We start from the raw sequence: 26,782 nt of genomic DNA on the forward strand, positions 1-26,782 counted from the left end.
GTGCGGGCGAACCGGCCTACGCCGCGTTCGCCCGCACGTCCAGCCGGTGAATCAAGCCTTGGCGAACGCGTCGACCGCGCTCAGGAACAGGCCCAGCCCGTCGTCCGACGGGCCGGTCAGCGCGTCGATCGCGTGTTCCGGGTGGGGCATGAGGCCGACGATGCGGCCGTTTGCGCTCCGAACGCCCGCGATGTCGTTGCGGGAGCCATTGGGGTTGCCGTCCACGTAGCGGAACACGACGCGGCCCTCCGCCTCCAGCATGTCCAAAGTGGGCTGGTCGGCCATGTAGCAGCCGTCGTTGTTCTTGAGCGGGATGAGGATCTCCGCGCCCTTGTCGTAGCGGCTCGTCCACGCCGTGGTGTTGTCGTCGACGCGCAGCCACTGGTCGCGGCACACGAAGTGCAGGCCGACGTTGCGGATCATCGCGCCGGGCAGCAGGCCGGCCTCGCAGAGGATCTGGAAGCCGTTGCAGATGCCGAGCACCGGCATGCCCTTGCGGGCGGCGTCGATGACCGAGTCCATCACCGGGGCGAATCGCGCGATCACGCCGGCGCGCAGGTAGTCGCCGTACGAGAAGCCGCCGGGGACGACCACGCCGTCGACGCCGCGCAGGTCGGCGTCGGCGTGCCACAGGGGCACGGCCTCGGCGTCGGCGTAGCGGACCGCGCGGGCGGCGTCACCGTCGTCGAGCGTGCCGGGGAAGGTGATGACGCCGATGCGCGCGCTCACGCGTCCACCCGGCGGATGGTCCACTGCTCGATCACCGGGTTCGCGAGGAAGCCCTCGGCGATCTTGGCGAGCGTCTCGTCGTCGACGGTGTCGTCGATCTCGAGTTCGAAGTGCTTGCCCTGGCGCACTTCCGTGACGCCGGTGAACCCCAGCCGCGGCAGCGCACGGGCCACCGCCTGGCCCTGCGGGTCGAGGATCTCGGGTTTCGGCATGACGTCGACGACGACTCGGGCCACGGCAGGCTGCTCCTTATTCACGCAGGTCGTGGGGTACGGGCCGAGCGTACTTGACCCGCGGCCCCTGGCGCCCGTCCGGTGCCGCGCACAGAAGCGCAGGTCACAACTGGCCCGCGCCGCGCGGGGAGAGGATGCTGCTCGCGGGGCCTTTCCCCGGCCCGCGTGCTGGGCCATGATGAGTCGTTGACAGCACGCCAACATGAGCAGCTGGAGGCATCGTGGCCGGTCAGGACTCGTTCGACTACGTCATCGTCGGCGCGGGCAGCGCGGGCTGCGTGCTGGCGGCCCGGCTGAGCGAGGACCCGGCCGCTCGGGTGCTGCTGCTCGAGGCCGGCGGCGAGGACACCGCCGACGAGATCCACATCCCGGCCGCGTTCGCGTCGCTGTTCAAGACGCGCTGGGACTGGAATTACGAGACCGTCGAGCAGAAGCACACCGGCAAGCCCGCCTACTGGCCGCGCGGCAAGATGCTCGGCGGCTGCTCGTCGATCAACGCCATGATCTACATCCGCGGCAACCGCGCCGACTACGACGGCTGGCGCGATTCCCACGGCGCCACCGGCTGGGGCTGGGACGACGTGCTGCCGTATTTCAAGCGCGCCGAGGGCAACCAGCGCCTCGGCGGACCGCTGCACGGCACCGACGGCCCGCTGCAGGTCGAGGACCGCCGCTTCACCCACGAGCTGTCGAGCGCGTGGGTGGACAGCGCTGTGGCCTGGGGCTTGAAGCGCACCGACGACTTCAACGGCGACACCCAGGAAGGCGCTGGCGTCTACCAGGTCACCTGCAAGCGCGGGCGGCGCTGGTCCACAGCCGACGCCTACCTGCGGCCCGCGCTGACCCGGCCGAACCTCACTGTCCACACCCACGCGCAGGCCACGCGAGTCGTGTTCGAGGGCACGCGCGCGGTGGGCGTGACCTACCTGCACAAGGGCGTCGAGGTCACGGCGCGCGCCGACGCCGAGGTGCTGCTCTCCGGGGGCGCGGTGAACTCGCCGCAGCTGCTGATGCTGTCCGGCGTCGGGCCGGCCGAGCACCTGCGTGAGCTGGGGATCGACGTCGTCGCCGGCTTGGCGGGCGTCGGTGCGAACCTGCACGACCACCCGGCGGCTGGGATCATCTGGTCGACCAAGGGCACCACCGACCTCGTCGACGCGGCCACGCCGGCGGGCCTCATCCGCTGGCAGCTGACGCGGCGCGGGCCGCTCGCGTCGAACATCGGCGAGGCCGGGGCGTTCTTCCCGACGCGCGACGGTCTCGCCGCTCCCGACATGCAGATCCACGTGGCGCCGACGTTGTTCTACGACAACGGGCTCCGCGAGCCCACCGTCCCCGGCTTCACCTCGGCGGCGACTCTGGTGGACGTCGCCAGCCGCGGCCGGCTGCGGCTGAAGTCGGCGAATCCGTTGTGGAAGCCGGAAATCGACCCGGCGTACTACGCGGAGCCGATCGACCTGGACACCATGAAGGCGGCGCTGCGGTCGCTGATCGACATCGGCAAGTCGGGGCCGCTCGCGCGGTTCCTGGACAAGCCCTTCCTGCCCACGACCCACGACCTCTCCGACGACGCCCTCACCGACCACATCCGCGAGAACACCCAGACGCTCTACCACCCGGTCGGCACTTGCGCGATGGGCTCGGACGAGCGCGCGGTGGTCGACCCGTCGCTGAAGGTGCGCGGGGTGGAGGGCCTGCGGGTCGTCGACGCCTCGGTCATGCCGGTGGTGCCGCGCGGCAACACGAACGCTCCGACGATCATGGTGGCGGAAAAGGCCGCCGATCTGATCCGCGGCCGTTCGGCTTAGGTCGGGCCTCAGCGGTTGTTCCCAGTTGCGCGCAGTTGGGCCGGACCCAAGCAGGAATTCCCCACCAGGTCTGGGGCGGCCAGTTGTCCCCAACTGGGCTGAACCCAAGCAGGAATCCCCCGCCGGGTCCGGGTCGGCCAGTTGCCCCCAGCTGGGTCGGACCTAGGAACGTATCCCCCGCTGGGGCCTGGTCAGCCAGGTGTCGCAGCTGGGTCGAACCAAAGCAGGAGGAACCCCAGCGGGATCCGACTGAGGTGGTTGACCCAGCTGAGTCAGCCCTCATCAGTTGTCCACAGGTAGGCCCGGCCCAACGCGCCATCCATTGGCTGCGTCACACCCAAGCGCCTATCCACAGCTGGGTCGGTCATAGCGAGCTGTCCACAGGCCGTATTCACCGGTAATCAGGTTCGGCCCGAGTACTTGCCCCCAGCCTCCCTGGACCAAGCGGTTCCCCTGGCTGGGTCCGGCCCAAGCAGTCATCCCCACTTGGGTCGGACCCATTCAGCTGTCCCCCGCCAGGCCACAACTCAGGCTCGACCTAACCAACTTTCCTCAGGCTGTCGCGCGTGAGGTCGGCGAGCGTCGGGTAGCCGTCGACCGCCATGATCAGGTCGGCTTCGGCGAGGAGGCTGCGGAGGACGTGGACGGCGCCGTCCGCGCCGCCCAACGCGAGGCCCCAGACGTAGGGCCGGCCGACCCCCACGGCCCGCGCGCCCAATGCCAGCGCCTTGACGATGTCCGCGCCCGAGCGAACCCCGGAGTCGAACAGCACCGGCGTGTCACCGGAGGCGTCGACCACGCCGGCGAGGCAGTCGAGCGCCGGAAGCCCTCCGTTGGCCTGTCGCCCGCCGTGGTTGGAGCAGTAGATCCCGTCGACGCCGCCGTCGATGGCGCGGCGCGCGTCGTCCGGGTGCTGGATACCCTTCACGATCAGCGGCAACGACGTCAGCGAGCGCAGCCACGGCAGGTCGTCCCACGTCAGCGGGTTGCCGAAGAGCTGGGCCCACAGCCCGACGGCCGCCATCGGGTCCTCCTCGGGCGCCTTGCCGAGCAGCCGCCGGAACACGGGATCCGTGAAGTAGTTCGCGAGACAATGGCCGCGCAGCTGCGGGAAGTTCGCTGTGCTCAGGTCGCGCGGGCGCCACCCGGTCACCCACGTGTCGAGCGTGACCACGATCCCCTTGAACCCCGCCGCCTCGGCGCGCTGCACCAAAGACGCGGCCAGCTCGCGGTCAGTCGGTGTGTAGAGCTGGAAGAACCCCGGCGTTTCCCCGAACTCGCCCGCGACCTGGTCCAACGGGTCGACCGAGAGCGTCGACGCGACCATCGGCACACCCGTGCGCGCGGCGGCGCGGGCGGTGGCGAGGTCTCCGTGGCCGTCCTGCGTGCAGATGCCGACCACGCCCACCGGCGCCATGAACAGCGGCGCCGCCAGCTTCAGACCGAACAGGTCCACCGAAAGGTCGCGTTCCTTGGCCCCGACGAACATGCGTGGCACCAGGCCCCAGCGCGCGAACGCGTCGACGTTGCCGCGCTGGGTCGCCTCGTCACCGGCACCGCCGGCCACATAGGACAACACCGAGGGCGGAAGTGCCTGCGCGGCACGGGCTTCGAGCTCGGCGTAGACCATCGGCATGGTCGGGACGCGGCCGGTGAGCCCGGCGAAGTAGATCTCGTTCTGGAAATCGCCGTAACGCGTCATGCGGGCTCTTTCTGGGCTCGGGGAGGACCGCACCCCGGCGTTCCGGGGCGCGGTCCAGACCCTAGCGCTTGCCGTGCATGACCGTGATGAGCTTGGCGACCAGCGCGTCGGTGGATTCCTTGCGGCTGAAGGAAGTCAGGGTGATCGGAGCGGTGAAGCGCTGCCGCGCGACGGCCTTGGTGCGGGCGAACTCGCGCAGGCCCTCCGGCCCGTGGATACGGCCGAAGCCCGAGTCGCCGACGCCGCCGAAGGGCAGCGACGCGATGCCGGCGAAGGAGAGCGGCGCGTTGATCGAAGTCATGCCCGTGCGCAGGCGCGCGGCGAGCTCGACACCGCGGGACTTGGAGAACACCGTGGAGCCGAGGCCGTACGTGGTGGCGTTGGCTTTGTCCACAGCCTCGTCCATGTCGCGGACCTTGGCAATGGTGACGGTCGGGCCGAACGTCTCCTCGCGCACGGCTTCTGAGTCCTCCGGCACGTCGACGAGAATGGTGGGCTGGGCATAACGATCGCCGATGCTGTCCACGCCACCGAGCACCGCGCGGCCGCCCCGTTCGATCGCGTCGGCGATGTGGCGGCGGATCACGGCCAGCTGCGAGGGCATGGTGACGGGGCCGTACTGGGCGTCCTCGTCGGAGCCGGCGCGCACGTTCTGCGACTTTTCCACCACCTTGGCGACGAACTCGTCGTGCACGCGCTCGTGGACGTACACGCGCTCGACGCCGATGCAGGTCTGGCCGGAGTTGGAGAAGGCGCCCCAGACGGTGGCGTCGGCGGCGGCGTCGAGGTTGGCGTCGGCATCGACGAGCACGGGGTCCTTGCCGCCGGCCTCGATCACGACGGGGGTGAGCGTGTTGGCCGCCGCGGCCATGATCTTCTTGCCGGTGGCCGTGGAGCCGGTGAACGCGATCTTGTCCACGCCCGACGTCACGAGCGCGCCGCCGGTCTCGCCGAACCCGGTGATCAGCTGCAGCACGGGCTGCTCCGGCACGACCTCGGCGAACGCGTCGACCAGCCACTTGCCGACGCCCGGGGTGTACTCGCTGGGCTTGAAGACCACGGCGTTTCCGGCGGCCAGCGCGTAGGTGACCGAGCCGAGCGGCGTGTACACGGGGTAGTTCCACGGGCCGATCACGCCGACGACGCCGAGCGGCCGGTACTCCACCGTCGCCGCCTGGTTCGACATGAGCAAGCCGGCGCTGCGGCGCTGCCGGCCCAGGTACTTGCGGGCGTGCTTCGCGGCCCACGCGATGTGCTCGATGGCGAGCACGGACTCGAGCTGGGCGTCGGCGATCGGCTTACCCGTCTCGTCGCGCACGACCTGGCACAGCTGCGGCAGGCGGCGCGTGATCACGCCCTTCCACTGCCGCAGCCGGTCGGCGCGCCCCGCGAAGCCCAGCCCGTCCCACCACTCCGCCGCCACGCGCGCCCGCTCGACGGCCGCGCGCACGTGTTCGGCGGTGTGCACCGGGTACGTGCCCACGACCTCGTCGGTCGCCGGGCTGAGCGAATCGAAGGTCTCGCCGACCGAGGTCGGCTTCGGCTGGACGGCGGTCATCGGCGTCTCCCCTGCTCTTCGGCGTTGTGGTTCAGGCTACGAGGTTGCTGACGCAGTGCCAATAGTCGCCCGACGCTCCCGTCAGCATCGCACCGGCGGGCACCACCGGGAAAGGGTCGCCAGGACCACCCGATCGAGAGCGCGGCCGCGACGCCCAGCAGCGGCGCCAGCCACAGCGGCAGCACCCCCACGGCCAGCGACCCGAGCCCGAACCCGCACGACTGCACCGTGAACGACACCGAGAACCCTTCCGACCTGCGGTCCTCCGGCAGCAGGCGCTGCATGTTGACGGACGCGATCGTCACGAGCGGTCCGGTCGCGCCTTCGGTTGTCCACAGCTCCCCACACCCTGTGGGTAAGTCCTGAAGCGAGCCAGAACATTCGGCCAGAGGCGAATCAGTTCCGGCGAAGGCGGCCGCCGAACCAGGCTGAGAAGTATGTTCACCACCACGTATTGGCGCTGGTCAGCAGGGGTGCAGTTGGCCCGGTTGCCCTCGGCGATGGCGCCGCTCGCGTTCACGACGGTGGCGGCCGCGGTGACCGGGTCGTATCGGCTCGGGGGTGTGTTGATGGCGGCGTTCGTCGTGGTCGAGATGGCGGGGGGCGGTGCCCGTCGGGAGGTTGCTGGATCGAGTCGGGACGACGCGCGGCCTCAGGACTCTGCTGATTGTGGTCGCGGTGGGGCTTGCCGCCGTGGCGATGGCGGCCGAGGCGAGGGTGCAGAGACGAGCACGAGCGCGGCCGCAGTGGCAGCAGCGAGCGGACCCGGTGGCGAGCGCCGGCAACGAAACCCGCAGCTGAGCAGCATCAACCCGCCAACATTCGGGTATACCCGAATCCATGGTCGAGTTGGTCCTCAGCACCGCCGGCGTCCGGTTCGCGATCTCGCCGCTCGAGGAGGTCATCGGGTGGTGCGCGGGTGGCTGGGAAGGCGGCGATTGCCCGGTGGGGCCGGGTGGCTGGGCGAGGAACGGCTGGACGTGCCGGAGCTGGCGGCGGTGCTCGGGGCGCGGCACTACATCACGGAGTTCCTCTCGCCGCCGCCGGTGACGGCGGAGACGACGGCGGCCGAGCAGTTGCGGACCGTGCGGGGGACGCCGCCGCGCCAAGTGCGGCTCGAGCTGGGGATGGTGGACGCCGACCTGACCAGACTCCCGCCGCAGCCCGCCGAGGCGAGGGACCTGCTGGCCGATCAGCTCGAGGCCGTGTGGCACCACATCGTCGAGCCGGAGTGGCCGCGGATGCGGGAGGTGCTCGCGGCGGACATCGCCTACCGGACGCGGCGGCTGGGTGAGCAGGGCGTGGCGGGGGTGTTCGACGGGCTGCACCCGCGGGTGCGGCTCACCCAGGACTCCGTGCTGGTCGACCTAGCGGCACGCCAACGGCTGCAGCTGGACGAGCGGGGCCTGCTGCTGGTGCCGAGTGTGTTCGCGTGGCCGTCGGTCGGGGTGGTCACCGTGCCGCCGTGGCAGCCGACGTTGCTGTACCCCGCGAGGGGCGTGGCCGGCCTGTGGACGGAGCCGGTGGCGGCGCCGGGCGCCTTGGCCGGGGTGGTGGGGCGGACGAAGGCGATGTTGCTCACCACATTGGGCCGGCCGGCCGCGACCACGGAGCTCGCCACGCGGCTCGGGCCGGCGAAGGGCACCGTTTCCGCGCACCTCACGGCGTTGCGGGCCGCCGGCCTGACCGCGACGACGCGCCGGGGCCACCGCGTGCTCTACCGGCGGACCGAGCTTGGCGACGCGCTCTGCGCGGGCATAAGGTGAATGTGACCATGTGTGAAGGAGAATCCTGATGCGGATCGTCCATTTCGGACACGCCTGTGTACTTCTGGAAACCGACGGCGAGCGGATCCTGATCGACCCGGGTGCGTTCTCCACCGACTTCGAGCGCGAGCGCGAGCTGTCGGCCGTCCTCATCACCCACCAGCACTTCGACCACATCGACGGCGAGCGCCTGCCGAAGGTGCTGGCGGCGAACCCGGACGCGAAGCTGATCATCGACCCGGGCTCCGTCGAGACCGTGCAGAAGCTGAACCTGCAGTACGAGGTCGCGAACGTGGGCGACGCCTTCGAGATCGGCGGCACGGCGGTGAACGTGGTGGGCGGCGAGCACGCCGTCATCCACAGCGATATCCCCGTGATCCCGAACATCGGCTACGTGCTGGACCACGGCGCCTTCTACCACCCGGGTGACTCGTTCTTCGTGCCCGAGCAGAAGATCGACGTGCTCGGCCTGCCGACGGGCGCGCCGTGGCTCAAGGCCGGCGAGGCGGTGGACTTCCTGCGGGCGGTCGCGCCGCGCAAGTCCGTGCCGATCCACGAGGCGGTGCTGTCGAGCCCCGCGCTGCACTACGGCTTGTTCGAGAACCTCGCGCCCCAGGGCACCGAGGTGCAGGTCGTGGAGCGCGGCGTCGCCACGCAGCTGTGAACGACCCGGGGTGGCCGCCCAGGCAGTGGCGGCCACCCCGGGAGCCGGTCAGTTGTTCAGCACGAACGGTCCCGTGTGCGCCATCACCCGCACCAGATCCGCCACGTTCTGCTTGATGCCCGGCTTGTTCGGGTCGAGCATCACGGCCGCCAACCGCCCTGCACGGTGTAGATCGGGTCGACCCAGTTGCCCGGGTTGAACGCGGTCAGGCCGCCGACCGGCCGGTGTACTCGAAGCCGTGCTTGATCGACGTCACGATGTCCAGGCATGGTGAAGAAGTGTCGGCCGCGCCAGCCCCCGCCGTACGTCATGTCCATCGGGGCGCTCGGGATCAACGGCTGGTCGATCTCCTCCTTGAGCCCATTGAGCCCGACGATGTCGTACCAGGGCGCCGAGTTCACCCACGTCTGGTTCCCGAAAGCCCGGGTTCGCCCCCATCCCGTGCCCGCCTTGCGCATGGCAACGAGAACCGCACGGTGCGATCGGTCGCATGTGGAGCCCGGCGGACCGCTCATACCCGTACTTCTGCACGGCCGCTGGGCGGTGACGGATCGGTGCACCGCGTCGCCAAGTCTGCGCCGCCGCAGGAACTTTGAAAGACATTAACTACAGGGTCAAATACTCACCGATGCCCGGTTTGCGAACCCACGATCTGCAACGCGTAGCGGCTGTACTCCTCGGCCACGTCCTGGGCCACCATGGCGCCGTCGTCCCGGAACCAGCGCGCAATGCTCACGCACATCTCGCGGATCGCGAATGACGCGAGCGCCGGGGAGTCCACGTGGAACACGCCCGCGTCGACGCCGCACGCGATGATCGCCCGGAAGGCGTGCTCGTGGCGCCGGCGGCGGGCCTGGAACCGCGTGCGGTGCGGTTCGCCGAGGCAGTCCGTGTCGCGGTTGACCACCAGGGCTTCGCGGCGGTGGGTGGCGTGGCGGAAGGCGTACACGCGAGTGGCGCGCGCCAGCTGCGCCGCCCAGTCGTCGTCTTCGCCGGTCACCCGCTCGAAATCCTCGAGCACCGCCGCGGTGGTGCGGTCCACGATCGCGCGCAGCAAGTCCTCCTTGGACCGCATGTGGTTGTACAGGCTCGGGGTGCGGATCTGCAGCACCTCGGCGATCTGGCTGAGCGCGGTGCCGTGGTACCCCCGCTCGGCGAACAGGGTGAGCGCCGTGTCCAGCACAACCTCTTCGCTGACCGCGCTCCGCACCGCCGTCACCGGTTCCTCCCCGTCACGCGAACCACCCGGCGCCGAGGAACTCGGCACCCGTCAGCGGCCGATCGACCGGCAGCACCACCTCGTCGACGGCGAACTCCGGCCGCCGCGCGCCGGTCACGACCACGGATCTCTCCGGCACCGGTCTGCCGAACTCCGCACAGCCGGCGGCCATCGCGTCCGGTTCGCCCGGAACGTCCGTGGTCTGCCAGCAGGTCGCGAACTCGGCCGCCAATCGCACGGTACCGCGCCCGGTCCCGGCCACGGTGATCGGCAAACCGCCCAGCACGGCCCGCACCTCCTCGGCCAGCCGTGCGAACGCCGTGACCGAGCCGAATGCGCCTTCGTCGTCATCGGCCGGCCGCAGCCCGAGCGTGAACCGCCCGTCGCTGAGGTACTGCACGGTCCGCGCACCCGCCAGCACGTGCTCGGGGCGTCCGGGCCGGACGAAACAACAGATGCGGGTGGAGTCTGTCGCCACCGCGAGCGCGGCGCACAGGCCGAGATCACCATCGACGTAGCAGGTCGAGCAGCCGTGCTCGTCCAGCTCGCGCCAGGTCCGGCGCGCGGCCTCCACCGACACGCCCGACAGGCGCAGCCAAGCGGCGGTCTTCATCGGCCGAGCTCGCGCGCGGCGGCCTCCACCGCGTCGATGATCCCGACGTACCCCGTGCAGCGGCAGATGTTGCCCGACATCTCTTCGCGGATGCGCTCTCGATTCGGCGCCGGTTCGCGGTCGAGCAGGTCGAGCGCGGTCATCAGCATGCCGGGCGTGCAGAATCCACATTGGAGCCCGTGCTTGCTGCAGAAGGCTTCCTGCAACGGGTGCAGCGTGCCGTCGTCGGCCGCGAGGCCCTCGACGGTGCTGACCGAGCACCCGTCCGCCTGCACGGCCAGCATCAGGCACGCGCGCGCGGGCTCGCCGTCGACCAGCACGGTGCACGCGCCGCACACACCGTGTTCACACCCGAGGTGCGTGCCGGTCAGGCCGAGGTCCTCGCGCAACGCGTCAGCGAGCGTGCGGCGCGGTTCGACGTCGACGTCGTAGCGGATGCCGTTGACGGTGAATTCGGCCTTCATGCGGCGGCTCGCTTCCCGTGGGAGATCAGGGCACGGCGGACGAACTCCTCCGTCATCGCCCGCCGGTACTCGGCCGACGCGTGGATGTCGCTCTGCGGCCGGGTTTCAGCCGCGGCGGCGGCCGCGACGGCGTCGAGGTTCGCTCCGTCGTTCAGCAACAGCTCGGCTTCCGCGGGCCGCAGCGGCACCCCGCCGACGCCGCCGATCGCCAGCCGCCACCGGCCCGCGACCTCCGCGGCGACGACGAGCACGAGTCCGAAGTCCCCGTGCCGCCGGGAGAACTCCGCGAAACCCCACCGCGACGGAACCGGCAGGTCGATCGCCGTGATCATCTCGTCGTCCGCGAGCGTGGTTTCCAGCGGCCCGGCGAAGAAGTCCGTGGCCACTTCGGACCGTCGGCCGCCCGTCCCGGCGATGTGCACGGTCGCCTCCAGCGCCGCGGCGACCACCGGCAGTTCGGCGGAGGGATCGGCGTGCGCGAGGCTGCCGCCGCTCGTCCCGCGCGTGCGGATCGCCGTGTGCCCGATCCAGCGCGCGGCCTCGGCGAGCAACGGGTGATGCGGCTGCTCCAGCAGCCGCGCGTGCCGCACCAGGGCACCGAGCCGCACGCCGTTGCCGGTCGGCGTGACCGTGGCCAGGCCAGGGATCCGGTTGACGTCCACGAGCACGCGCGGGCGGGCCATCCGCAGCGCGAGCACCGGCATCAGGCTCTGCCCACCGGCGAGGAGCTTGCCGTCCCCTTCGGCGTCGGCGAGCGTCCGCACGGCCTCGTCGACGCTGTGCGCCCGGACGTAGTCGAACGCGGCGGGTTTCACGTCGGCACCTCTTTCGGCCAGCTGTCCTCGAACTCGGTGTCCAAAGTGGCCTCCCAGGGCCCCTCGAACAACGTGTCCAGGGCGAGCTTCGAATACCGCACCGAAGACGCTGAGAATCCGGCGATCTCGCGCGCCCACTCCAACGCGGCGTCGAAGTCGCCGAGCCGGTCGACGAGCCCTCGGACGTGCGCGAGCGAAGCGTCGAGCCGGTCGCAGCCCAGCAGCATCGCGCGGGACGCACCGCCGCCGGCCAGCAGTGCGAGGCGTCGGACCGTCCAGGGGTCGACGACCAGCCCGTTGCGCGCGGTCGGCACCGCGAACACCGCGGCCGGTGCGGCCACCCGCAGATCACACGCGATCGCCAGCTGCGTCCCCGCGCCGATCGCCGGACCGTTGACGGCCGCGAGCACCGGAATCGGCAGCGTCGTGATGCTGTGCAGAGCCGCGTAGAGCGCGGTGCGGAAGCCGTCGCCGTGTACGCCACGCAGGTCGGCCCCGGCGCAGAAGCTCGTGCCCCGGCCGGTGATGACGAGCGCCCGCACCCGCGGGCCGACGTCCTCGACCGCCTTGCGCAGGTCGTCGAGGTGCTCGACGTCGAGCGCGTTGCGCCGTTCGTGCCGGTCGATCGCGACGATGCCGACGTCGTCGCGGACCTCGGACGTGATCATCGCAGCGCCTCCCAGATCGCGCCCGGCGTCAGCGGCAGGTGCGTGACCTGCACGCCGAGCGCGTCGGTGACCGCACCCGCGAGCACGGCGTTCGGCCCGAGCGTGCCGCCCTCGCCGACCCCGCGGACGCCGAGCGGGTTGTCCGCGGGGTGCGAGAGGTGGCCGATCACGAGCTCGGGCACCTCCGCGCTGGTCGGCATGAGGTAGTCCATCAGTGTGCCCGTGGACAGGTTGCCCCCCTCGTCGTAGATCAGGTGCTCGTACAACGCGCCGCCGATGCCCTGCGCGATCGAGCCGGCGATCTGGCCCTCGACGACCTGCGGGTTGATGACCGTGCCGGCGTCCTCGACGCAGACGTACTTGAGGATCTTCACCGCACCGGTCGCCCGATCCACCTCGACTACGGCCGCTTGCGCCCCGGCCGCGAACGCGCCGCGGATCGGGTCGTAGAACTGCGTGGCCTCCAGGCCGGGCTCGATGCCCTGCGGCAGCCGGTTGGACTCCAGGTAGGCAACGCGCGCCAGCTCGGCCAGCGTACCCACGGGTTTGGCCTGTCCGGCGACGCACACGTCCCCGTTCACTAGACTGAGATCGTCCACATTGGCCTCGTACAGCTCAGCCGCGAGCCGGAGGACCTTCTCCCGCACGGTGACGGCCGACCGGTGCGCCGCGCCACCGCCGATCACGGCCTGCCGCGAGGAGAACGCGCCGAAGCCCCACAGAGATTCGTTCGTGTCGCCGATCCGGACCTCGACGTCGGCGTACGGCACTCCGACCGCGTCCGCGACGATCTGTGCCACGGTCGTCTCGAGGCCCTGTCCCTGCGACGTCACGCCGGACAGCACGGTGACCCGGCCGTCGGGATTCACGCGCACGGTGCACGCGTCGTGGCCGGTGCGGAACGGCATCCGCGGCCCGGCCGCGGCCGCGCGGCCCAGGCCGGTCAGCTCGTTGTAACAGGCCAGCCCGAGACCGATCGGGTTCTCACCGGCCGACCGTCGCCGGGCTTGCTCAGCACGGAAGTCGTCGTACCCGATGGACGCCACAGCCTTCTCCAGACACTCGCCGTACCATCCCGAATCGTCGACCAGCCGCGACGGCATCCGGTACGGGATCTCCTCCGGCGTGATCAGGTTCCGCCGCCGAATGTCCAAAGCGGACAGGCCGAGCTCAGCCGCCGCCGCGTCGAGCACCGACTCCATCGCGAACACGCTCGCCGGCCGCGCCACTCCACGGTAGGGCCCGGACGGCGCCGTGTTCGTCGCGACACCGCGAACCGTGCAGCGGTAGTGCTGCAGCCGGTACGGCCCGGTCAACAGGCCGCCCGCCATCAGCGGCTCGATCCCGGCCGTCCACGGGTACACCGAATACGCGCCGACGTTGCAGGTCACGTCCGCGTCGAGCGCCACCAGCTCACCGTCGGAGCGGAACCCCGCCTTCACGACGTAACGGTGGTCACGCGCGTGCGTCGCCGCGAGCAGGTGCTCCGCGCGGTCCTCCACCCACTTCACGGGTGTGCCGCGCAGCTGCCGCGCGATCACGCACAGCGCGACGTCTTCCGGGTACACCACGGCTTTCACCCCGAACCCGCCGCCGACGTCGGGTGCGATCACCCGCACATTGCCCTCGGGGATGCCGAGGAGCTCCGCGATCATGTTGCGCGCGATGTGGGGAACCTGCGTGCCCGACCACAGCGTGAGCTTGTCGTCGGCCGGGTCCCACAGCGCCACGCCCGCTCGGCACTCCATGGGATTGCCGGCATGGCGGTTGGTGATCAGCTCGCGTTCGACCACGAGGTCCGCACCGGCCAGCGCGTCGGGAACCTCGCCGGTGTCGAAGATCCGCTCCAGCAGTACGTTGTCCGGCGCCTCGGCGTGCAGCGGCTCGGTGGGCGGCAGCCACGCCGTGACGTTCACGGGCAGCGGCTCGTAGTCGACGTCGATCAGCTCCAGCGCGTCTTCGGCGCGGTAGCGGTCGGCCGCGACGACGGCGGCCACGGGCTCACCCGCGAACCGCACCTTTTCCCGCGCCAGCAACGGCTGTTCGGTCTCCACGTAGGACGGCAGAGCCGACAGCGCCCGCAGCGGCACGGCTGCGAACTCGGGCTGGTCGCCGGTGAACACGTCGGCCCGCTCGCGCGCGGCCGATGCGTCGAGGCCGGTGATCCGCGCGTGCCCGAACGGGCTGCGCAGGAACGCGACGTGCCGCATCCGCGGCAGCTGCAGGTCGGAGACATACCGTCCGCGCCCGGTGATCAGCCGCGCGTCTTCCTTGCGCCGCACGACCTTCCCGACGGCGCCGGCCGGGTTCTGTTCCACGGTCGTCATGGCATCGTGTAGCCGCCGTTGACCGACACGATCTGCCCCGTGGTCCAGGACGAGAGCGGGGAGGCCAGCAGCAGCACGGTCGGGGTGACGTCCTCGGCGCGCCCCAGACGGCGCAACGGGTAGGCCGACAGGATCTTCTTCATCTTGGCGTCGTCGGCGTGTCCGGTGTGGTCGTCCAAACTGGACGTCTGCACGAGCGCGATGGAGACGGCGTTGGCCCGGATCCCGTGCCGGGCCAGCTCCTTGGCGAGCGACTTGGTGAGGCCCACCGTGGTCGAGCGCGTGGTGGCCGTGACCAGCAGCCGCGACTCGCCGACGCGGCCGGAGTCGCCCATGAGGTTCACGATGGCGCCACCGCCACCGTCGACCATCTGCTTCGCGACGGCCTGCGTGATCCGCAGCGTGCCCTCCACCGTCACGCCGATCTGCGGCGCCCAGTCCTCTTCCGTGGTCTCGAGGAACGGCTTGCTCTGCGTGGCCGCCGCGTTGTTGACGAGCACGTCGATCGAGCCGAGCTGCCCTGCGACGTCGTCGACGGCCGTGCGCACCGAGTCGGCGTCACGCAGGTTCGCGCCCACGGCGATGGCCTTCACGCCGAGCGCGGCCGCTTCCTTCGCCGCGGCTTCGGCGCCGTCGGAGGAGGTGTTGTAGTGGAACGCGACGTTGGCGCCTTCGCCGGCGAACGCCATTGCGATCGCGCGGCCGAGCCCCTGGCCGGCACCGGTGACCAGCACGTTCTTGCCGCTGAGCTTGAGGTCCATGGATTCCCTTTCAGATGAGCTCGAACCGGCGCCCGCCGGAGACGGTCACGACACGGCCGAACCGCAGGCCTGGGAAGTGCGCGCCGGCCACCGCGTCGGAGCTGTCGGCAAGCTCCTCGATCAGCCCGGCGCGCACCTTTCGCGCGGCCGTGCGGTCGACGTCGAAGATCGCTTCCCACGTCGGGTCGGTCAGCTCCACTGTGGAGTGCGCGACGTCGCCGAGCAGCAGCGCGCGCTCGCCCTCACTGGAGACGACGAAGATCGTGGAGCCGGGCGTGTGGCCGGGCACGTGCCGCGTGTCGAGGCCGGGCGCGAGCGTGGTGTCCGCTTCGAACGGCTGGAGCCGTGCGGCCAGCGGCGACAGCTTGCGGACCGCGCCGGGTTCGGCGTCCGGGCTGTCGACGAAGTGCGCCCAGTCGGCCGCGTGCACGCGGTACGTCGCGTTCGGGAACACGACCTGGCCCCTCTTCGTGGCCCAGCCGACGTGGTCGAAGTGCAGGTGCGTGAACACGACGTCGGTCACGTCGTCGGGAGCGACGCCGTGTTCACGCAGGCTCTCGAGAAACTGGCCGCCGTGGTACTTGTCGTTGTCGATCGTGCCGACCCCGGCGTCGATCAGCACCACGCGGTCGCCGGTGCGCAGCAGGAATCCGCCGAGTGTCAGGTCGAGGTCGCCGCGTTCGTCGAGCAGGTGCTCGTGGCAGGCCCACGCGTCGGGCACGCCGGGTCGCCGGAGGACTTCCCGGGCGGGCTCGCGGCCGTAGCCGTCGTAGACCGGTTCGAGGGTGAGCGCTCCGACCTTCATGCCGGCACCACCAGCGTCCGCACACCCCGGCCGGCGGCCATGTCGGCCAGCGCCCTCTCGATGTCGCCGAGTCCACCGTGGCCGGTCACCATGGCCGCGAGGTCAAGCCGTCCACTTCGGACATATTCGAAGTAACGCGGCAGGTCGTGGCCCGCGTCGAGTGAGCCGGCGACGCAGCCGACGAGGGTGCGGGCGAAGTGGAACAGCTCCAGCGCGCTGAACGACACCTGGTCGTCCTTCCCGCCGACACCGACCACGCACGCCGTGCCGCCGCGGCGGGTCATGCCCCACGCGTCGCGGATCGTGCCGGCGGAGCCGACGCAGTCGAACGCGTAGTCCACGCCCTCGCCGCCGGTCAAGGCGCGCACGGCCTTCTTCGTCGTGTCGTCGGCCGGGACGAAGTGGTCGGCGCCGAGTTTCGTGGCGTAGGCCGCCTTGTCGGGGTTGCGGTCCACGGCGACCACGGTGCTCGCACCGGCGAGTTTCGCGCCCTGGATCGCGGCCAGGCCGACCCCACCGAGGCCCACGACCAGCACTGACGACCCGGGTGTGACCCGCGCGGTCTTGGTGACGGCGCCGACGCCGGTGGTCACCGCGCAGCCGAGCAACGCGGCGTCGGCGGAGCTGATGTCGTCCGGCACCTTCACCGCGGCCGCGGCCGGGACGACGGTCTGCTCGGCGAACGAGCCGACCGTGAGCCCGGCGTAAACCGGGTTGCCACCGGCGTCCTCCGCGTACGGCTCGGCTCCGCGCGCAGACCCGTTCACGCACAGGTGTGCCTCACCACGTCCACAGTGGACGCAGTCGCCGCACGGCGTGATCCACAGCAGGATCACCCGGTCGCCGACGCTCAGGTCCGCGACCTCCGCACCGGCCTCCAGCACCGTGCCGCACGCCTCGTGGCCGAGCACGGCCGGCAGCTGCTGCGCGAGCACGCCGCGGGCCAGCGACAGATCCGAGTGGCAGACGCCGGTCGCGTCGATGCGAACCCGCACGTCGCCGGGCCCGACGTCGCGCAGGCGGATGCGTTCGACGCTCATCGGGGCGCCGGTTTCCCGCAGGACCAGCGCGTTGATCTCGGTCACAGCTGCACCGCCTTGATCTCCAGCACGTCTTCGATCCCGTAGTCGCCGATCTCGCGGCCGACGCCCGAGGCCTTGTAGCCGCCGAATGGCGCGCGCGGGTTGAACGGGGCGGCGTTGACGTCGACCTGGCCGGTGCGGATGCGAGCGGCGTAGTCGAGGGCGTGGCCCGGGTCCCCGGTCCACAGCGCTCCGCCCAGCCCGTAACGCGAGTTGTTGGCGCTGGCGATGGCCTCGTCGTCCGACTCCGCGGCGAGGATCGCCAGCACGGGGCCGAAGACCTCTTCCTGCGCCAGCCGCGAGTCCGGATCGACTCCGCTGTACACAGTGGGCTGGACGTAGTACCCGCGGTCCGGCAGCTCGACCGGGCCGGTGATCGCCCTGGCCTCACCAGTGCGGAAGCTCTCGACCTCCTTGCGCTGCCCGGCCGAGATCAGCGGCCCGAGCCGCTCACCGGGCACGTACTTCGCCGATGCCGCGGCCGCCAGTTCCTCCACCTGCGCGACGCGGTTGGCCGGGACGATGAGCCGCGAGAGCGCGGTGCACGTCTGGCCGCCGTTGAGGTAACAGTTCGCCACGGTGACCTTCACGGCCTTGGCGAGCAGCGCGTCGTCCACATCGGACAGCACGACACTGGCGGATTTCCCGCCCAGCTCCAGCGTCACGCCCTTGATCGTCTCCGCCGCGGCGGCCGCGACCTGCGCGCCCACCGGCGTGGACCCGGTGAACGACACGTGGTCCACACTCGCGCTGCGCGTCAGCTGGTCTCCGACGTCGCGCCCGCTACCCGTGACCAGGTTGATCGTGCCGGCCGGGAACCCCGCGGCGTCGAAGGCGCGCATCAGCTCGAACGCGGTGAGCGGCGTGAGCGCGGCGGGCTTGAGCACCACGGTGCACCCGGCGGCCAGCGCCGGCGCGACCTTGACGATGATCTGGTGCAGCGGCAGGTTCCACGGCGTGATCGCCGCGACGACACCCACCGGCTCGCGCAGGATCACGGAGTTGCCGAGCTCGCGGCGGAATGTGAACTCGTCCAGCGCGTCGGCCGTGCGGGCGAGCACCGCCAGTGGCGTGTCGACGTGCAGCTTCCGCGCCACCGGCGGCGGTGAACCCTGCTCGAGCGTGATGAGCTCGGCGAACTTGCCGGCGCGCTCGGTGATCACGTCGTGCAAACGCCGCAACGCCGCGGCCCGCTCGGCGGCGGGCGTGGCGGACCAGCCGTCGAACGCCGCGTTCGCCGACGCCACCGCGAGGTTCACCACCGCGGACGAGGCCTGCGTGACGACACCCGCCGGTTGCTCGGTCGCCGGGTTCTCCACCTCGCACTCGTCGCCACCACCGGCGATCCACCGGCCGCCGACGTACAGGTGGGGCTCCCGCACCAGGTCACTCATTCAGCCACCTTTCCCTTGCGCGCCAGGAGGATCGCCAGCACGGCCAGCAGCAGGGCCACGGCCGCGGCGGGCAGCGCACGCTTCGCGATGGTGCCGCCGACGCTCGCCATCACGTCGAGTGGCTCGATGTCGTCGAGGTTCACGGCCTCGCCGTTGACCGGCTCGACACAACAACCCGGCTCGCCGGCGACCTCGGCTTCCAGCCGGTGTACGAACTGCCCGAGCAGCTTGCCGGTGACGTCGGCGATCACGCCGCTGCCGAACTGCGCGGCCCGCCCCGACAGGACGAGGTCCGTGCGCACGTCCACTTTGGTCCCGCTGCCCTGCGCGGTGAGGGTCGCGGTCACGGTGGCAGCCGCGTTGCCCTGGCCACCGACGTCCTTACCCTCGGCCCGCAGCACCGCGCGGTGGGCGCTGTCGTCCTTCTCGACGAAGCACGCGGTGCCCTGGTACTTCGCGGAAACGGGGCCCACCTTGATCTTCACCGCGCCCTGGTACACGCCGTTCTCGACGCCGAGCAGCGCGGCGCCAGGCAGGCACGGGGCCACGCGCTCGAGGTCGGTCAGCACGCGCCAGGCGTCGTCGACCGGGAGGTCGACGGTGAAGGTGTTGGACAGGTCCACGCACACCACCCTACTAATTAACGTTAGTTTGTAGACTACGAGCACCACCGTTCCCGGTCAACCCGGGCGGCGCGCGTCACGCGTCGATCAGGCGTTCCTGCAGGCGGAAGCGCATGATCTTGCCGGATCCGGTGCGGGGAATCGCGTCGATCTCGACGATCTGCTCGGGCACTTTGAAGTGCGAAAGCTCCTGCTTGCACGCGGCCAGCAGCGCCGGCTCATCGAGCTTGCCCGGCTGCTCGGGCACGACGAACGCGACGGGCACCTCACCCAGGTCGGCGTGCTTGCGCGCGACCACGGCGGCGTCGGCCACCCCGGGCGCCTTCAGCAGCACCGCCTCCACCTCGGCGGGGTAGATGTTCTCCCCGCCGCGGATGATGAGTTCCTTGGTGCGCCCGGAAATCGTGAGGAACCCGTTGGCGTCGCGCCGCCCGAGGTCACCCGTGCGGTACCAGCCGAGCCGCAGCACCTCCGCACTCGCTTCAGCGCGGTTGTGGTAGCCCTGCATGATGTTCGGCCCGCTGACCCACAACTCCCCCTCGTCGCCGACACCCACGTCCTCGCCGGTCACCGGGTCGACCAGCCGCACGCCGACACCGGGCAACGGCAGGCCGCACGAACCCAGCACGCGGCCGCCGCGCGGCGTGTTCATGGTGACCATTGTGGACGTTTCGGTGATGCCGTAACCCTCCAGCAGCTGCACCCCGAATTTCTGCTCGAACTCGGCGTTGAGCGCGGCCGGCATGATCGCGCCCGCGGACACGCACATCCTGAGCGTGGTGCTGTGAAAGCCCTTCCCGCGCGCGCCGTGGAGCAGGTACTGGAACATCGTGGGCACGCCGGGCATGAACGTGAAGGGCTCCTCGGTCAGGAGCTCAAGCACCCGCGACGTCGTGAACCGCGGAAGGATCCGCTCCGTGGCGCCGATGGCGAAAACCCCGAGCACACACAGGTCCAGTGCGTAGGAGTGGAACAGCGGCAGGGGGCACAGCACCCGATCGGCCGGCGTCAGACCGACGATCGGCGCCCAGCACGCGGCAACCACCCACAGGCAGCTGCGTTGCGTCAGCAGCACTCCCTTGGGCCGGCCGGTGGTGCCGGACGTGTAGAGCATCCACGCGACGTCGTCCAGGCCGAGGTCGTCGCGCGGCGAGCTTTTCGGTTCCGCGGTCGCGAACCGCTCGTACGACCGGGTGTCCGGCGGGACGGCCCCGTCGGTGACCAGCAGGACCAGTGTGTCGGCGCCGCGTGCCTCGACCATGGTGCGAACGTGGTCGAGGTGCGCGTCATCGGTGATCACCACACGGGCGGCGCTGTCATCCAGCTGGTAGGCCACCTCCGCCGGCGCGGCGTTCGGGTTCGCGCACACCCCGACGGCACCCAGGCGCGTCGTCAGCAAGTACGCCTCGGCCGTCTCCACGCTGTTGTCCAGGTAGATCAGCACGCGATCGCCATGCGCCACGCCCTCGTCCAGGAGGTTCCCGGCGAGCCGCCGCGTGCGCTCCGCCAGGTCCGCGTAGGTGACCGACCGGCGGTCGTCGTAGAACGCGACCTTGCCGCCGAAGCGTGCCGCGTGTTCGACCAGCAGCCGGGGGATGGGACGGATCAACTCGACTCTGAGCATCGGCATCTCCACCGCGAGGTTAACTAATGATAGTTAGTCGATGGAGTGTAGAGAGGGGCACGACCGAGGGCAAGCCGTGTTCGCTACGCCAAACCGGCGATACGCAGCGCGTACTCGCTGTACTTGGCCGCGACTTCTTCTGCCGTGAGGGGGCCGTCTTCGCGGAACCAACGGGCGATGCTCACGCACATCTCGAGAATCCCGAACGCGGCGAGCGTGGCGGACTCCCGGTCGACGCCGCCCGCTTCCTCGATGAGACCCCGGAACGCCTGCGCGTGGCGGCGGCGCAGCTCCAGCACGTTGCCGCGCGCGGGCTCTTCGAGGCTGGCGATGTCGCGGTTGACGACGAGGGCCTCGCGGCGGTGGGTGGCGTGGCGCAGCGCGTACACGCGCGTCGCGTTCCGCAGCCGCTCGGCGACGTCGTCGACGCCCTCGACCGCCTCCTCGTAGTCGGCCCAGACCTGCTCGGTGGTGTCGGCGACGATGTCGCGCAACAGGTCCTGCTTGGCGCGCATGTGGTTGTACAGACTGGGCGTGCGGATCTTCAGCTCCGCCGCGATCTGGCTGAGGGCCGTGCCGTGGTAGCCGCGCTCGGCGAACAGCGTGAGCGCGGCGTCCCGGACCGCGGCCGGGCTCACCGTCGTCTTCGCTTCGGACTTGCCGACCGCCCCTGGAGCCATACGTCCATGATTCCAGCCCTCCGCCGCGACGGGGCGTTCACCCGGCTGGGGCGAGAACCAACTTCGCGAATCGGACACCTGCGTTACTTACGAGCGTTAGCTAACCTCTGTCCTCTTTGAAAAGGCAGCCCATGCCGACTCCCTTATCATCCTCTTTGGACACTGAGTTTGCGCCGGTCAAGGCGACGTCTGCGGTCCAGACGCTCGTGCGATCGCGCCGCCGCTCCGTGGCCGTCGTGCTCACGGCCGGCCGCGGCTGGTTCACGCTGTTCCTCGTGCTCGTCGCGTGGCTGCGCGCGACCACGGGGTGCAGATCATCAAGGGGGCGCTGCGGATGGCGGCCGGGCTGGCCCTGGCGATCGGGATGCTCAGCCAGGTCGGCTGGAACCCGATCGGCCTGTTCGACCGCGCCGCCGCGGCCCACCCGCTCGGCGACGCGTACCTCGTGCCCGGTGCGTCGCACCGCACACCGCTGAACGCCGTGGCCGCGGCGGTCGCGTTCGTGCTCGGGACGGCCGCGCTGCCGCACATCCTGATCCGCTTCTTCACCGTGCGGACGCGAAGACGGCGCGCTCGTCGGTAGGCTGGGCAGTCGCGCTGATCGGCACCTTCTTCGTGCTCACGTCGCTCCGCGGGCGAGAAGCCGGCCGGGCCCGGGCGAACCTCGCGGCACCGCTGCTCGCGCAGCACCTCGGCGGCGGGCCGGACGCGTTCGGCGGCCAGGTGTTCACGGCGTTCGTCGGCGCGGTCGCGTTCGCGACGATCCTGGCGGTGGTCGCGGGGCTGGTGCTGTCGGCGTCGGGTTCGGCTTCGCACGATCTGTGGTCGAACGTGATCCGCCGCGGCGATGCCGACGAGCGGGAGCAGAAGCTCGTGGCGCGGCTTTCGTCCGCGGTGATCGGGGCGATCGCGGTGGCGGTGACGCTGGTGGCGGGGCCGAACTTCACCGTCGCGTTCCTCGTGGGGCTTGCGCTGTCCGTTGCGGCGAGCGCGAACTTCCCGGCGCTCGCGCTGGCGTTGTCGTGGCGCGGGTTCACCACGTGGGGCGCGTTGACCGGCATCGCGAACGGGCTGGTGAGCTCGGTGGTGCTGATCGTGCTGAGCCCCGCGGTGTGGCCGGGCGGGGCGGCGTGCGCGCCGTTCCCGCTGGGCTACCCTACGCTCGTGTCAATCCCGCTCGGCTTCCTCGGCTGCCTCGTCGGTTCGAAGCTGAGCCGAGCAAGCGTGGACGACACCAAGTTCACGTAACTGTGCGTGCGGGCGGGGACGGGCCTCGGTGCGGAGTGATCAGGCGGCGGCCGCGCGGCGCAGGGAGCTGTAAGTGCTGCCGAAGGCGCGGTTTTCGACGGCGACGTCGACCGCGTCGAGCAGGGCCTGGCGCAGGCCGGGGCGGGTGAGGTCGGCGGCGTCGATGCCGAGGCGCACCAGGCCGCCGCGGCGGGCGGCCCGGGCCGACGCCAGCACAAGGGCGAAGCAGCGGACCGTCTCCGTGCGGTGCGACTGACTCGTGAACTCCTGCACGCGCGCCCGGAGCACCTCGCCCGTCACGAGGTCACGGACGGAACCCGCGTCGGCGCAGAGCGTGAAACCGTGCTCCCGCAACGCTTGCAGCGTGCCCTGCGAGGCGAGCCAGCGCGGCGGCGCGAACCCGTCGACGGCGACGCCGGTGGTGTCGAGCGCGGCCTTCGCGGCGATCAGGCGCAGGCGCGCCTCGTGCGCGGGCAGCGCGGCGAACTCCGCGCGGCGGCCGAGCTGGACGGTGCGGTGTGTCGGCGTGATGCGGTGGTCGTAGCCGTGCAGCAGCACCGAGTCGCCCGCGGCGGCGCGCGTGCGCACCCAGGCGGTCACCGGGCCGTCCTCGGTCCGCGCGGCGTGCAGGATCGACAGCGGCACCCGTCGCCGCTGCAGCTCCGACGCGAGGTCGGCGCAGCGGTGCAGCGTGCGCGGGGTGGCCCCGGACAGCGATACCAGCAGGCGAGCATCCACGTGTCCCATTGCGCCTCAGCCCGGTGGCGCCTGCCTGACAACGCCGTGAACTGCACAGAAAGGACATGTGAGAGTTGCGCAGTGTCAGGCGTTGGTGGCCGCCACCAGCCTGCTCACGGCCATCGCGATCCGGCCCCGCAGGTCGGGGTCGGTGATGACGCCGTCGGCCGCGGTGTGACGCGGGATGGGGATGCGCGCGCACGCGTCCTCGACGATGCGCGCGCCGGCGTAGGTGAGGACTTTGCGCAGGGATTCGTGGGCGTCCGCGCCGCCGGTCGGGGCCGCGACGGAAGACGCGTTGATCCACGACACGGGCTTGCCGTAGATCTCGCCGCCGCCGACGGTCCAGTCCAGCAGGTTCTTGAACGACCCCGGCAAGCCACCCGCGTACTCCGGCGTGCAGATCAGCACGCCATCGGCCGCACCGACCTCCGCGCGCAACGCGGCGACGGCCGGGTGCAGGGGGTCCAGGTCGTCGTCGGGGTTGAAGTGCGGGAGGTCGCCGAGGCCCGCGTAGACCTTGGACTCGGTGAACCCCGCGGCGGTCCCGATCACCGCCGCGTTCACCGAACCGCCCCGCAGACTGCCGCAGATGAGCAGGATCACGGGTGCCAGTCTGCCAGTGAAAGTCGGGTCGGCTGCCTGTTTTCCGTCTCACTCAAGAAGCGATCACGACCAGACGATCTCCAAGCCCTTCCCCTGCGCCCGCCCCGCCTCGGCGGCCGGCCGCCGGGTCTCCGGGTCGAGGGGGTTCTGGCCGATCGCCGCGAGGGAGGCCTCGTCCGGTTCCACCACGGCCACCGAAGCACCTCCGGCGCGCAGCGAGGCCACGACGTCGGCGAAGGGCTTCTCCGTCGGGAACACGTCGGCCGACCCCAGGGGCATCACCACGAGCACCCGGTCGTACCCCGCCGCGTAGTCGGCGTTGTCGGCGGATCGCACCCCGCCGTCGACGTAGCGGTGGCCGGCGATGGTGACCGGCGGCCAGATGCCCGGGACCGCGCAGCTGGCGGCCACGGCGTCGACCAGCGGCACGCCCGAGTCGTTGCGGAAGACGCGAGGCTCGCCGGAGAAGGCGTCGACCGCCACGATCGCCAACGCGCGCGTGGGCCACTCGTGCGACGGGAGCCGCGCCTCGATCACCGAGCGGCGGCGCGACTCCGGCACCGTCGGGGCCGACAGCGCGAACTCGCCGACCGCGCGCCGGACCTCGAGAACCGAGCCGGCCGAAACCGCGGCGCCGAACTGCTCGCCGAACTTCTCCAGGTCCACCTCCACCGGGATCTCCGGGGACTGGCGGGCCGGGTCCGTCTGCCGGACGTACAGCTCGCCCAAGCTCAACCCGCTGCCGATCTGCGCGGCGACGGTGGAGCCGGCCGACGTGCCGACGATCAGGTCCGCCCCGCTGACGTCGCGGCCCGCGTCGGCGAGGCCCGCCAGCAGGCCCGTCATCCACGCGATCCCCGCGACCCCGCCGCCGCCCAATACCAAAGCCTCGCTCATGTGATCCAGTCTGCCAGCGACCACCGACAGTTTCAGGCGCCCGGCCAGTCGGCCAGCGAAAGCCCGCTGATGCGCTCGTAAGCCTCGACGTACCGCGCGCGCGTGGCGGCCACGACGTCGTCCGGCAGCGGCGGCGGCTGGGTGTTCGACGCGCGGTCCCAGCCGGACGGGCCGGTGAGCCAGTCGCGCACGTACTGCTTGTCGAACGACGGCTGGGCGTGGCCGGGCGCGTAGCCGTCGGCCGGCCAGTAGCGCGACGAGTCGGGGGTGAGGACCTCGTCGGCGAGGACGAGGCGGCCGTCGGCGTCGAGGCCGAACTCGAACTTCGTGTCCGCCAGCAGGATGCCGCGCTCGGCCGCGAACTCGGCGCCGCGGCGGTAGATGGCGAGCGTCGCGTCGCGGACCTCGGTGGCGCGCTCGACGCCGATCCGCGCGGCGACCGTCTCGAACGATACGTTCTCGTCGTGCTCCCCCAGCTCGGCCTTCGTCGCCGGCGTGAAGATCGGCTCCGGAAGACGCGCCGACTCGACCAGGCCGCCCGGCAGCTCGACACCGCAGACCGAGCCGCTGCGCTGGTAGTCCGCGAAGCCGGATCCCGTGAGGTACCCGCGCGCGACGGCCTCCACCGGCAGCATGTCCAGGCGCCGCACGAGCAGCGCCCGGCCGAGCACCTCGGCGGGGATGCGCGGGTCGTCCCAGGCCACGAGGTGGTTCGGGATGAGGTCGGCGAGCTGGGTGAACCAGAACACGCTCATCGCCGTGAGGACGCGGCCCTTGTCGGGGATGGGCGTGTCCAGCACGAAGTCGTAGGCCGAGATGCGGTCGGACGTGACCAGCAACAGGTGGTCGTCCCCCACGGCGTAGAGCTCCCGGACCTTGCCGGCGGCGATCTTCGGGTATTCGGCGAGCGTCGTCACGGCTGCACCCTAACCCGAGGCGCCGGAAAGCGAGGATGATGCAGGTCATGCGCTACCGCTGGATCTCGTTCACCACCGACTACGGCCTGCGTGACGGCTTCGTCGCGGCCTGCCACGGGGTGATCGCGCGCCTGGCGCCCGACGTGCGCGTGCTCGACGTGACCCACCTCGTGCCGCCGCATCAAGTGCGTCCCGGCGCGGCGGTGCTGGCGCAGACCGTGCCCTCGCTGCCGGACGCCGTGCACCTGGCCGTGGTGGACCCGGGAGTGGGGACCGCCCGCCGCGGACTGGTCCTCGTCACCCCCAGAGGTCTGCTGGTCGGGCCCGACAACGGCCTGCTCCTGCCCGCCTCGGCGGCGCTCGGCGGCGTGACCGAGGCCTACGAGATCGACGTGCCCGACCCGGCGTCGGCGACCTTCCACGGCCGCGACGTCTTCGCCCCCGCCGCCGCGCGCCTCGCGCTCGGAGCCGAGCCCGCGAGCTTCGGGCCCGAGGTCGACGACCTGCTCCGGCTGCCGGAGCCGTTGATCGCCGCGTTCCCCGGGAAGCTCGTGTCGGACGTGCTGACGGTCGACCACTTCGGCAACGTCCAGCTCGCCGCCACCCCCGCCGACCTCGAGCTGACCGGCCTGACGGGCGGGGTCACGGTCCACAGCGAACGCGTCGCGGTGTCGGCGGCGATCGGGCGGACGTTCGGCGACGTGCCCCCGGGCGCGAACCTGGTTTTCACCGACTCCGCCGGCCACCTGGCCATCGCCGTGAACGGCGGATCCGCTGCTGCGGTGCTGAAATTGGGCGCCGCCGAGGAATGCACGATCACCGCTTCCCCCGCCGGCTGAGC

28 protein-coding genes and 2 pseudogenes are annotated in these 26,782 nt (G+C 71.2%); 7 read left to right on the forward strand and 23 right to left on the reverse strand.

Features of this window, described 5'->3' with window-relative positions:
• Positions 1-51: 51 nt before the first annotated feature.
• Positions 52-729, reverse strand: coding sequence for a phosphoribosylformylglycinamidine synthase subunit PurQ (purQ, locus tag AB0F91_RS15105; protein ID WP_360597949.1), 678 nt, complete (start codon positions 727-729; stop codon positions 52-54).
• Positions 726-965 (reverse strand): phosphoribosylformylglycinamidine synthase subunit PurS, encoded by a 240-nt coding sequence (gene purS / locus AB0F91_RS15110; RefSeq protein ID WP_360597951.1) that lies wholly within the window; start codon positions 963-965, stop codon positions 726-728. The genes purQ and purS overlap by 4 nt, the downstream gene beginning before the upstream one ends.
• Positions 966-1,183: 218 nt before the next feature.
• Here purS and AB0F91_RS15115 point away from each other — a divergent pair, with 218 nt between their 5' ends.
• On the forward strand, positions 1,184-2,770 hold the full coding sequence (locus AB0F91_RS15115; RefSeq protein WP_360597953.1) for a GMC family oxidoreductase N-terminal domain-containing protein: 1,587 nt from the start codon (positions 1,184-1,186) through the stop codon (positions 2,768-2,770).
• Positions 2,771-3,308: 538 nt separating this feature from the next.
• On the opposite strand, the gene AB0F91_RS15120 is transcribed toward AB0F91_RS15115, so the two are convergent.
• From AB0F91_RS15120 to AB0F91_RS15130, 3 genes and pseudogenes are all read right to left on the reverse strand, one after another.
• Positions 3,309-4,472 (reverse strand): alpha-hydroxy-acid oxidizing protein, encoded by a 1,164-nt coding sequence (locus AB0F91_RS15120; protein WP_360597954.1) that lies wholly within the window; start codon positions 4,470-4,472, stop codon positions 3,309-3,311.
• A 61-nt stretch (positions 4,473-4,533) separates the two neighbouring features.
• Complete coding sequence (locus AB0F91_RS15125) at positions 4,534-6,030, reverse strand: aldehyde dehydrogenase family protein (RefSeq protein ID WP_360597956.1); 1,497 nt, start codon at positions 6,028-6,030, stop codon at positions 4,534-4,536.
• 140 nt (positions 6,031-6,170) lie between these two features.
• Positions 6,171-6,347, reverse strand: a pseudogene (locus tag AB0F91_RS15130) (MFS transporter); the annotation flags it as partial.
• Between the two features lie 183 nt (positions 6,348-6,530).
• On the opposite strand from AB0F91_RS15130, the pseudogene AB0F91_RS15135 reads away from it, so the two are divergent.
• The 3 genes and pseudogenes from AB0F91_RS15135 to AB0F91_RS15145 all read left to right on the forward strand — a co-directional run.
• A pseudogene (locus AB0F91_RS15135) lies at positions 6,531-6,735 on the forward strand (MFS transporter); the annotation flags it as partial.
• 206 nt (positions 6,736-6,941) lie between these two features.
• Entirely contained in the window at positions 6,942-7,796 is an 855-nt protein-coding gene (locus tag AB0F91_RS15140; protein ID WP_360597957.1) for a DUF5937 family protein, read from the forward strand.
• A gap of 28 nt (positions 7,797-7,824) precedes the next feature.
• On the forward strand, positions 7,825-8,460 hold the full coding sequence (locus AB0F91_RS15145; RefSeq protein WP_360597959.1) for an MBL fold metallo-hydrolase: 636 nt from the start codon (positions 7,825-7,827) through the stop codon (positions 8,458-8,460).
• A 140-nt stretch (positions 8,461-8,600) separates the two neighbouring features.
• Here the strand turns inward: AB0F91_RS15145 and AB0F91_RS15150 are convergent, their stop codons facing one another.
• The 14 genes from AB0F91_RS15150 to AB0F91_RS15215 form a co-directional block, all read right to left on the reverse strand.
• Positions 8,601-8,861 carry a hypothetical protein gene (locus tag AB0F91_RS15150; RefSeq protein WP_360597961.1) on the reverse strand — a complete coding sequence of 87 codons (261 nt, stop codon included), beginning with the start codon at positions 8,859-8,861 and terminating at the stop codon, positions 8,601-8,603.
• A 221-nt stretch (positions 8,862-9,082) separates the two neighbouring features.
• Positions 9,083-9,679 (reverse strand): TetR/AcrR family transcriptional regulator, encoded by a 597-nt coding sequence (locus AB0F91_RS15155; protein ID WP_360597963.1) that lies wholly within the window; start codon positions 9,677-9,679, stop codon positions 9,083-9,085.
• A 13-nt stretch (positions 9,680-9,692) separates the two neighbouring features.
• The gene (locus AB0F91_RS15160; protein WP_360597964.1) at positions 9,693-10,292 is read right to left on the reverse strand and encodes a hypothetical protein; all 600 of its coding nucleotides are present in this window, start codon (positions 10,290-10,292) and stop codon (positions 9,693-9,695) included.
• Entirely contained in the window at positions 10,289-10,756 is a 468-nt protein-coding gene (locus AB0F91_RS15165; RefSeq protein WP_360597966.1) for a (2Fe-2S)-binding protein, read from the reverse strand. Before AB0F91_RS15165 ends, AB0F91_RS15160 begins: the two co-directional genes overlap by 4 nt.
• The gene (locus AB0F91_RS15170) at positions 10,753-11,571 is read right to left on the reverse strand and encodes an FAD binding domain-containing protein (protein ID WP_360597968.1); all 819 of its coding nucleotides are present in this window, start codon (positions 11,569-11,571) and stop codon (positions 10,753-10,755) included. The genes AB0F91_RS15165 and AB0F91_RS15170 overlap by 4 nt, the downstream gene beginning before the upstream one ends.
• A complete protein-coding gene (locus AB0F91_RS15175; protein WP_360597969.1) occupies positions 11,568-12,239 on the reverse strand; it encodes an enoyl-CoA hydratase-related protein in 672 nt (223 codons plus the stop codon). Before AB0F91_RS15175 ends, AB0F91_RS15170 begins: the two co-directional genes overlap by 4 nt.
• Positions 12,236-14,566, reverse strand: coding sequence for a xanthine dehydrogenase family protein molybdopterin-binding subunit (locus tag AB0F91_RS15180; protein WP_360597971.1), 2,331 nt, complete (start codon positions 14,564-14,566; stop codon positions 12,236-12,238). The genes AB0F91_RS15175 and AB0F91_RS15180 overlap by 4 nt, the downstream gene beginning before the upstream one ends.
• The gene (locus AB0F91_RS15185; RefSeq protein WP_360597972.1) at positions 14,563-15,327 is read right to left on the reverse strand and encodes an SDR family oxidoreductase; all 765 of its coding nucleotides are present in this window, start codon (positions 15,325-15,327) and stop codon (positions 14,563-14,565) included. Before AB0F91_RS15185 ends, AB0F91_RS15180 begins: the two co-directional genes overlap by 4 nt.
• Before the next feature lie 10 nt (positions 15,328-15,337).
• A complete protein-coding gene (locus tag AB0F91_RS15190) occupies positions 15,338-16,132 on the reverse strand; it encodes an MBL fold metallo-hydrolase (RefSeq protein WP_360597973.1) in 795 nt (264 codons plus the stop codon).
• Positions 16,129-17,217, reverse strand: coding sequence for a zinc-binding dehydrogenase (locus AB0F91_RS15195; protein ID WP_360597975.1), 1,089 nt, complete (start codon positions 17,215-17,217; stop codon positions 16,129-16,131). Before AB0F91_RS15195 ends, AB0F91_RS15190 begins: the two co-directional genes overlap by 4 nt.
• The gene (locus AB0F91_RS15200; protein ID WP_360597977.1) at positions 17,214-18,608 is read right to left on the reverse strand and encodes an aldehyde dehydrogenase family protein; all 1,395 of its coding nucleotides are present in this window, start codon (positions 18,606-18,608) and stop codon (positions 17,214-17,216) included. The genes AB0F91_RS15195 and AB0F91_RS15200 overlap by 4 nt, the downstream gene beginning before the upstream one ends.
• Positions 18,605-19,276 carry an SRPBCC family protein gene (locus tag AB0F91_RS15205; RefSeq protein ID WP_360597979.1) on the reverse strand — a complete coding sequence of 224 codons (672 nt, stop codon included), beginning with the start codon at positions 19,274-19,276 and terminating at the stop codon, positions 18,605-18,607. Before AB0F91_RS15205 ends, AB0F91_RS15200 begins: the two co-directional genes overlap by 4 nt.
• 31 nt (positions 19,277-19,307) lie before the next feature.
• Entirely contained in the window at positions 19,308-20,855 is a 1,548-nt protein-coding gene (locus tag AB0F91_RS15210) for a class I adenylate-forming enzyme family protein (protein WP_360597981.1), read from the reverse strand.
• 83 nt (positions 20,856-20,938) lie between these two features.
• Positions 20,939-21,535 (reverse strand): TetR/AcrR family transcriptional regulator, encoded by a 597-nt coding sequence (locus tag AB0F91_RS15215; RefSeq protein ID WP_360597983.1) that lies wholly within the window; start codon positions 21,533-21,535, stop codon positions 20,939-20,941.
• Positions 21,536-21,821: 286 nt separating this feature from the next.
• Here AB0F91_RS15215 and AB0F91_RS15220 point away from each other — a divergent pair, with 286 nt between their 5' ends.
• Both AB0F91_RS15220 and AB0F91_RS15225 read left to right on the forward strand, forming a co-directional pair.
• A complete protein-coding gene (locus tag AB0F91_RS15220; protein ID WP_360597985.1) occupies positions 21,822-22,118 on the forward strand; it encodes a hypothetical protein in 297 nt (98 codons plus the stop codon).
• Positions 22,119-22,150: 32 nt separating this feature from the next.
• Complete coding sequence (locus AB0F91_RS15225; RefSeq protein ID WP_360597986.1) at positions 22,151-22,783, forward strand: hypothetical protein; 633 nt, start codon at positions 22,151-22,153, stop codon at positions 22,781-22,783.
• A gap of 39 nt (positions 22,784-22,822) precedes the next feature.
• On the opposite strand, the gene AB0F91_RS15230 is transcribed toward AB0F91_RS15225, so the two are convergent.
• The 4 genes from AB0F91_RS15230 to AB0F91_RS15245 all read right to left on the reverse strand — a co-directional run bounded on the left by AB0F91_RS15230 (position 22,823) and on the right by AB0F91_RS15245 (position 25,941).
• On the reverse strand, positions 22,823-23,530 hold the full coding sequence (locus AB0F91_RS15230) for a DUF2334 domain-containing protein (protein ID WP_360597988.1): 708 nt from the start codon (positions 23,528-23,530) through the stop codon (positions 22,823-22,825).
• A gap of 75 nt (positions 23,531-23,605) precedes the next feature.
• Complete coding sequence (locus tag AB0F91_RS15235; protein ID WP_360597989.1) at positions 23,606-24,127, reverse strand: NADPH-dependent FMN reductase; 522 nt, start codon at positions 24,125-24,127, stop codon at positions 23,606-23,608.
• A gap of 63 nt (positions 24,128-24,190) precedes the next feature.
• Positions 24,191-25,024: a patatin-like phospholipase family protein gene (locus tag AB0F91_RS15240; RefSeq protein WP_360597991.1), complete on the reverse strand. Its 834-nt coding sequence runs from the start codon at positions 25,022-25,024 to the stop codon at positions 24,191-24,193.
• Positions 25,025-25,056: 32 nt separating this feature from the next.
• Positions 25,057-25,941 carry a phosphoribosylaminoimidazolesuccinocarboxamide synthase gene (locus AB0F91_RS15245; RefSeq protein ID WP_360597993.1) on the reverse strand — a complete coding sequence of 295 codons (885 nt, stop codon included), beginning with the start codon at positions 25,939-25,941 and terminating at the stop codon, positions 25,057-25,059.
• A gap of 47 nt (positions 25,942-25,988) precedes the next feature.
• On the opposite strand from AB0F91_RS15245, the gene AB0F91_RS15250 reads away from it, so the two are divergent.
• Positions 25,989-26,780, forward strand: coding sequence for an SAM-dependent chlorinase/fluorinase (locus AB0F91_RS15250; protein WP_360597994.1), 792 nt, complete (start codon positions 25,989-25,991; stop codon positions 26,778-26,780).
• Positions 26,781-26,782 lie beyond the last annotated feature (2 nt).

The organism is Amycolatopsis sp. NPDC023774 (genome assembly GCF_040639695.1).
Lineage (GTDB): Bacteria > Actinomycetota > Actinomycetes > Mycobacteriales > Pseudonocardiaceae > Amycolatopsis.